Here is a 6,747-nt window from a genome sequence, read left to right as displayed (position 1 = left end):
GCTGGGGGCGGGTCAGCTCTTGGCCGCGCCGGCGGTCAGGCCGCTCACCAGATGCCGTTGGACCAGGAAGAACACGACGGCGGCGGGGACGATGATCAGTACCGCGCCGGCCGCGAGGGGGCCCCACTCGTCCACGTACTCGTTCACGAAGGTCTGCATCCCCACCGGAAGAGTGTACTTGTCCGGACTTTGGAGGAATTGCGATGCATACGCGACTTCGCCCCAGGATGTGAGAAAGGTGTAAAACGCGGTGACGGCGAGGCCGGGTCGGGCCAGCGGGACGATCAGCCGCCAGAAGGTGCCGAAGGGGCTGAGCCCGTCGATCCGGCCGGCCTCGTCGATCGCGATGGGGATGCCGTCGAAGTAGCCCTTGAGCATCCAGGCGCAGAACGGGACCGCGGTGGTGGCGTAGACCAGGATCAGGCCGAGCGGGTTGTTGAGCAGGTGCAGGTTCTTGAGCAGCACGAACAGCGGCACGATCAGGACCGCGACCGGGAACATCTGCACGATCAGGAACAGCCACATCAGCGGCCGCGAGCCCGGGAAGCGCATCCGGGAGACGGCGTAGCCGGCCGTGGCGGCGATGAACACGCCGAAGATCATCGTCCCGGCGGCGATGACCACCGAGTTGAGCATCCAGTGGCCGAAGCCCTGGTCGAGCACGTCGCGGTAGTTCTGCACGGTGAGCGCGCCGAGGTGCTCGGTGGACAGGGCGGCCGAGTTGGGCTTGAACGAGGTCAGCACCACCCAGGCCACCGGGGCGACGGCGGCGAGGCTGGCCACGATCAAGGTCAGGTGCAGCGCGACCGAGGCGAGCGGGGAGCGGTGGCCGCGGCGGTAGCCGGCGCGGGCGCGGCCGCCGGAGCGCTGCCGGGCCGCGGCCGGACGGCGCGCGGCGGTGGTGGGCTGGTCGGTCCTGGTCACGCGGCGGCCTCCTGGCCGCGGCCGATCGCGCGGCGGTAGAACGTGGCGAACAGCAGCAGCATGGAGAGGATGATCACACCGTAGGTCGAGGCCCCGGCGTAGTCGCGGGTCTGGCTGAAGGCGTTGTTGTACGCCTGGGTGATCAGGATGTCGGTGGATCCGCCCGGGCCGCCGCCGGTCACCAGGTAGATGATGGCGAACTGGTTGAAGGTCCAGATGATGCCGAGCAGCGTCACCGTCGCGGCCACCGGGCGCAGGCCCGGGAGCGTGACGTGGGCGAAGCGCTGCCAGGGACGGGCGCCGTCGACCTCGGCGGCCTCGAGCAGCTCGCCGGGGATGGCCTGGAGCCCGCCGAGGAAGGCGACCATCATGAACGGCACGCCGATCCAGACGTTGACCATGATCACCGAGATCTTCGCGCTGGTCGCGTCGCCCAGCCAGTTCACCGCGGGCAGGCCGAGGTGCACCAGGACCCAGTCGAGCAGGCCGTCGGGGCTGTTGAGGATCAGCCGCCAGGAGAACGCGGCGACGAACGAGGGCACCGCCCAGGGCAGGATCAGCAGCACGCGGTAGACCCCGCGGCCGCGCATCCTGCGGTTGAGCAGCTGGGCCAGGCCGAGTCCGAGGCCCACGGTCGGCACGACGCAGCCGAGGGTCCACACCAGGGTCCACTCGAGGGTCGAGTAGAACTGGCCGTCGCCGCCGGACAGCACGTACCAGTAGTTGTGCAGGCCGACCCCGTGGTAGCTCGACGGGATGTGGTTGGCCCCGATCGTGCGCCCCATGTTGAGGTCATTGATGTTCGTGAACGAGTAGTAGACCCCCATCGCCAGGGGGTAGCCGACCAGCACCAGGAGTACCAGGGTGACGGGCAGCGCCATCGCCCAGGCGTACCAGTGGCGGTCGAAACTGTGTCGCAGTCTGCTGATCATCGTGTCCGTTTCGTCTCGGCCGGCGGCGGAGGTGGAAGGACCCGCCGGGACGGGGCGCGCCGCAGGCGGCGGGCGCGCGATCCGTCCCGGCGGGAGCCGTCACCGGCCTCAGCCCACCGTCCAGCCGGAGTCCACGCCGTTGTTCAGCACCTTGAGCATGTTCTGCGCGATCGAGTCAAGCCCGGCCTGCGCGGATACCTTGCCGGACAGGATCTGCTGCATCCCGGTGTCGAAGGGGGTGAACAGGTCGGAGCCCTGGGCGATCGCCGGGCGCGCGGCGTCCTCCTTGATCACCGGCTCGAACGCGGTGAGCACGGCGTTGCCGGTCACCTGCGGGTCGGACCAGGCGGCCTGGTGCGTCGGCAGCGTGTTGTTGTGCGCGGCGACGTAGGCCTGGCTGGTGGCCGAGTTGATGTACTGGACGAAGATCTCGTCCGCGGTGAGGTTGGCCGAGCCGGCGTAGACGACCAGGTCCTGGCCGCCGGTGGGGGTGCCGGCCTTGACCGAGCCGGCCGGGACCGGGGCGATGCCGAGGTTGGTCTTGTCCGTGAACGCGCTGCCGGACAGGTCGTCGGCGGTGGACCAGGGGCCGTTGATGACCATGGCGGCGGTGCCGGTCTTGAACGCGTTCTGCATGTTCGTGTACGCGTTCGAGGAGGTGTCGGTGACGGCGGCGCCGGAGGAGATCAGGTCCTGCACGATCCCGATCGCCTTGACCGCGGCGGCGCTGTTGACGGTGACCTTCTTGGTCGAGGTGTCGACCATGTCGCCGCCCTCGCCGTAGAGGAAGGGCAGGAAGTAGTAGCTCGCGTCGTCCAGGAAGATCGCGGGCTTGCCGGTCTTGGCCTTGATGGCCAGCGCGTCGGTCTTGAGCTCGGCCCAGGTGGTCGGCGCGGCGGCGATCCCGGCGGCGGAGAACTCGGACTTGTTGTAGAGCAGGCCGAGCGCGTCGGTGACCTGCGGGACGGCGTAGGTGGCGCCCTGGTACTTGGTGGTGGCCGCGGGGCCGGCCAGGTAGTCGGAGGCGTCCGACAGGGCCGGGGTGCCGTCCAGCTTCTGCAGGTAGCCGGCCTGGGCGAGGGCGGGGACCCAGCCGATGTCGGAGCGGAAGACGTCCGGGGCGCCGCTGCCGCCGGCGGCGGCGGTCTTGAAGGTGTTCTCCGCGCTGGCGAAGGGCTTGCTGACGTAGGTGACCTTGATGCCGGGGTACTTCTGCTCGAACTGGGCTATCAGGGCCTTGTAGGCAGGTGCCTCGGCCACCGGGTCGGAGGTGTCCCAGAACACGACCGTGCCCTTGGCCGAGGCCGGGGCGGTCGCACCGGTGGAGGCGGACCCTGAGGTACCGCTGCTGCTACACCCGGCCAACGTCGAGGCCGCGAGTATCGATACCAGAACCACCGGGATGCTCCGTCGCATCACACGAGCTCCTTGTCCACGGAAAGCACATCTGGTCACGGAACGCATCTGACGCCCCGTCCGGCCCAGAGCGGGCCACGAGGCAGGAAGTTAGCAGTCCCCAACGCAAGCCGTCCATAGTCTTGCGGAAACTTTCCGCAAGAAGGCTTGCGACTTGCGTTCGATGCCTGCGAACGCGGCGTACGCGGGCGCTCGAGCCGGGTGGCGGGCCGGCGTTCACGACGTGACATTCGCCCGGGTTTGGCGCCGGACGGTCTGCCGGTGCCAGACCTGTGCGACACTGCGAACGTGGCCACGCACCAGCAGCAGACCCGGGGACAGGCGGCCCGCCCGCCTGCCGCCGTTCCCGCCCCTGCCCGGGGTTCCGGGCCGCTCGCCCCCCCACCGCCGCCGGACCTCGCGGCGGGGCCGATCGGCCGGTTCCGGGTGCGGCGGACGCGGCGTGAGCTGCGGCGGCTGCCCGGTCTGACGGCGCGTGAGCCGGAGCCGTTCGGCCTCGGCGGGATGCACTGGCTGCCCGCGTCGGCGGGGGCGCTCGAGCCCGGTCTTGTGCTGCACGCCGGGCCGCGCGGGGTGGAACTGCTCGCGGTGGCCGAGATCGCCACCAGCGTGCTGCACGGCACCGACACACGCGACCTCGCGGCCCGGCTCGGCGAGTGCCTGCGGGTCTCCCCGGCGGCGGGCACGGTGCGCCGGATCCAGCTGCTCTACCAGGTCCCTGGACCGGTGGGGCGTACGCGCGCGTACGCGGTGCTCGCGCTGAACTACCACCCGGCGCTGATCGGACGCGCGGCCAAGCTGTGCCAGGGCGAGCGGGGCCTGTCCCAGGTGGCCACCCGCGCGGCGCAGAACGTGTACACGCAGCTGAGCCGGGACGACGCGACCGGCGGGCGGCTCGGCCCGCTGGTGCCGCTGGACCGGGCCGCGGTGACCGGGCTGCTCGGCTCGCTGCTGCTGCCCGGCCGCGGTCCGCTGCCCGGGCCCCGGCACGCCGACACCGCCTGGCAGCCGGCCGAGATCGACGCGCGCGCCCCGCGCGGATGCGCGCTGACCGGCGCGGCCGGGCCGCGCTCGGCCACCTGGTGGCACGCCACGGCCTGGGTGAAGCAGTGGCCGCGCACTCTCGGCGGCGCGATCGACCTGGCCGCGCCGGCCGGGTTCCTGCCGTCCGGGGTGAGCGGGGCGGCCTCGGTGGTGCTCGGGCCGACCGGGCGCGAGGGCGAGGTCGCGGCGGCCGGGTTCGTCACCGTCTCCGCGCACGACCCGCACGAGCTGGAGCTGGCCCGGGTGGGGGCGCACGCGGCGGCGGAGAGCGGCGGCGCGGTCATCGAGTTCTGCGACCGACGCCACCACCTGGCGCTCGCCCGCACGCTGCCGATGGCGCAGGGGCTGCGCTGAGGGTGCGCTGACGGAATGCCCACCGGGCACCCGCAGAGCACCCACGCGGCATCCACGCGGCATCGGCACCGAGCGCCTGACGGTGCGTCGGCTCCGACCGGACCTGCATCGGATCTCCCCGTTCAGCCGGACGGTCGTTCGCCCGCGGCGCGGAAGCCGTCGAACAGCGGACCACCCGCGCGATCGAGCACCTCGCGGGCGACGGCGTCGATAGCCTCCGGGTCGCCGAAAGCCGCCAGCCACCGGTCGGCGAGCCCCCGATCCAGCTCACGCAGTTCGCGTAACAACCACTTGCCGTTGCCGGCCCAACGGCCGTCGAACGCGAGGGCCTGCTGCGCGGCCGCGGTCCACGCGGTCGCGGCGATCACCGTCTTCTCGCCGGGATCCACCGCATGGGCCAGGTCGTCGAGCAGGTCGGTCAGGCCGTAACGGGCATAGTCGTGTTCTGCCGCGGTCAACGGAGCGGGCCCGTCGGCCAAGGCTCCGTCGCACTCGGCCCGCCACCGCGAGGGGTCGCCGACCAGGACGACGCTGCGGGCCACCATGCGATGCAGGGAGGGCTTGCGCAGCCGGAGTTCTTTGGCCAGGTAGTGGGCCAGCGTCTGCTCGTCGTGGACGAACGACTCCACCGGCCAGCCGCGGAAGTGGCGCGAGTCCCGGTGCGGGGCCTGCGGATCCCCGGTCGGCAGCAGCACGACGATTTCGAGATCCGAGCCCGCGGTCCGGTGAGCGGTGATCACACTGCCGGCCAGCACGGCCCACCGCGCCTGCGGAAAGAGCTCCTCGACCAGCGCGCGGGCGTCTATCACCGGATCTTGATCCATGCGCGGGATTCTCCGGGCTCGGCGCGTACGCCGGCAATCGGGTTTCCCGGCACGACGTCGCACTGATCCGACGTCACTCCGGACGCGCCGGCCACGCCCGGAACCCCGGGCACGCCCGCGTACCCGCGGCACGCCGGAAACCCCCTTGTGCGTCCGGCTCAGGGATCCGACGATTCGTCGGAAACCGACGTCGGCCACGCCTGGCGCCCCGGCGCACTCCCGGGCGCCGCGTACGGACGCCGCGCGCCGCCGCTGCCTCACGGTACGTCATTCCGCCGTGGCTCAGGGTAGGAATTCACCCCGCCCCCGGGCGGCGCCGGCGGGCCCAAGATCCGGGCAAGTTCTGGAAAAACGCCTCGAACCCCCGTCGCCCCGTGGCATGGTCGGGGTCTGCCACCACGGATAACGAAATGACCACGAAGGGTTGCCATGGGCTCGATGGGGATGATCAGCGAGACCGGGTTCGGCTGGCTGACCCCGGTATTGTCCTACCTGATGGCCTGCGTCGGCGGAGCGCTGGGACTGCGGGCCACCTTGCGGGCCGTGCACGCCGTGACCGCGCGCTCGCGCCGCAACTGGCTGCTGAGCGCGGCCGTGGCGATCGGCACCGGCATCTGGACCATGCACTTCGTGGCGATGCTGGGCTTCACCGTCGCCGGCACCCAGATCCGCTACGACGTCCTGCTCACCCTGGCCAGCCTGTTGGTGGCCATCGTGGTGGTGGGCGTCGGCGTGCTGATCGTGGCCCGCGGCGAGGGGCGGCCGCTTTCGCTGCTCGCGGGCGGCCTGGCCACCGGGTTCGGCGTCGCCGCCATGCACTACCTGGGCATGAGCGCGGTGCACCTGAACGGGAAGGTCGACTACGCGCCCTGGGAGGTGGGCGCCTCGGTCGCGATCGCGACGGTGGCCGCGACCGCCGCGCTCTGGGCCTCGCTCACCATCCGCTCCCCGCTCGCCTCGCTGGCCGCGAGCCTGGTGATGGGCGTGGCGGTGAGCGCCATGCACTACACCGGGATGGCCGCGGTACGGGTGCACGTGACGCCGGGGGCGCCACCACCGTCGGGGGCCACCGCGATGGACTTCATCTTCCCGCTCACCGTCGGGCTCGGCTCGTACCTGTTCCTGACCGCCGCCTACGTCGGGCTCTCCGACACCGGCCGGCGCCCGGTCCCCATGATGACCCCCGCCCCCTCCGCGCAGGCTCCGGTACAGGCCCCCATGCGGGCCGCGGTCGACGGGTCGGGCCGCCGATG

6 protein-coding genes are annotated in these 6,747 nt (G+C 71.8%); 2 read left to right on the top strand and 4 right to left on the bottom strand.

Annotated features, from left to right (window positions below):
• Window positions 1-12: 12 nt before the first annotated feature.
• The 3 genes from KDL01_RS45710 to KDL01_RS37830 all read right to left on the bottom strand — a co-directional run bounded on the left by KDL01_RS45710 (window position 13) and on the right by KDL01_RS37830 (window position 3,272).
• Window positions 13-924 carry a sugar ABC transporter permease gene (locus KDL01_RS45710; RefSeq protein WP_212533536.1) on the bottom strand — a complete coding sequence of 304 codons (912 nt, stop codon included), beginning with the start codon at window positions 922-924 and terminating at the stop codon, window positions 13-15.
• Complete coding sequence (locus KDL01_RS37835) at window positions 921-1,856, bottom strand: carbohydrate ABC transporter permease (RefSeq protein WP_212533535.1); 936 nt, start codon at window positions 1,854-1,856, stop codon at window positions 921-923. Before KDL01_RS37835 ends, KDL01_RS45710 begins: the two co-directional genes overlap by 4 nt.
• Before the next feature lie 108 nt (window positions 1,857-1,964).
• Window positions 1,965-3,272 (bottom strand): extracellular solute-binding protein, encoded by a 1,308-nt coding sequence (locus KDL01_RS37830; protein WP_212533534.1) that lies wholly within the window; start codon window positions 3,270-3,272, stop codon window positions 1,965-1,967.
• 288 nt (window positions 3,273-3,560) lie between these two features.
• On the opposite strand from KDL01_RS37830, the gene KDL01_RS37825 reads away from it, so the two are divergent.
• Window positions 3,561-4,670, top strand: a complete 1,110-nt coding sequence (locus tag KDL01_RS37825) for a hypothetical protein (protein ID WP_212533533.1) — start codon at window positions 3,561-3,563, stop codon at window positions 4,668-4,670.
• A 122-nt stretch (window positions 4,671-4,792) separates the two neighbouring features.
• Here the strand turns inward: KDL01_RS37825 and KDL01_RS37820 are convergent, their stop codons facing one another.
• On the bottom strand, window positions 4,793-5,494 hold the full coding sequence (locus KDL01_RS37820) for a nucleotidyltransferase domain-containing protein (RefSeq protein WP_212533532.1): 702 nt from the start codon (window positions 5,492-5,494) through the stop codon (window positions 4,793-4,795).
• Between the two features lie 438 nt (window positions 5,495-5,932).
• Between KDL01_RS37820 and KDL01_RS37815 the strand changes: the two genes are divergently transcribed.
• The coding region (locus KDL01_RS37815) for an MHYT domain-containing protein (protein WP_212533531.1) at window positions 5,933-6,747 on the top strand (815 nt) is incomplete at its 3' end.

The organism is Actinospica durhamensis (genome assembly GCF_018139695.1).
In the GTDB taxonomy this organism is placed as follows: Bacteria; Actinomycetota; Actinomycetes; order Streptomycetales; family Catenulisporaceae; genus Actinospica; species Actinospica durhamensis.
This window is presented reverse-complemented; position numbering and strand designations above follow the sequence as displayed.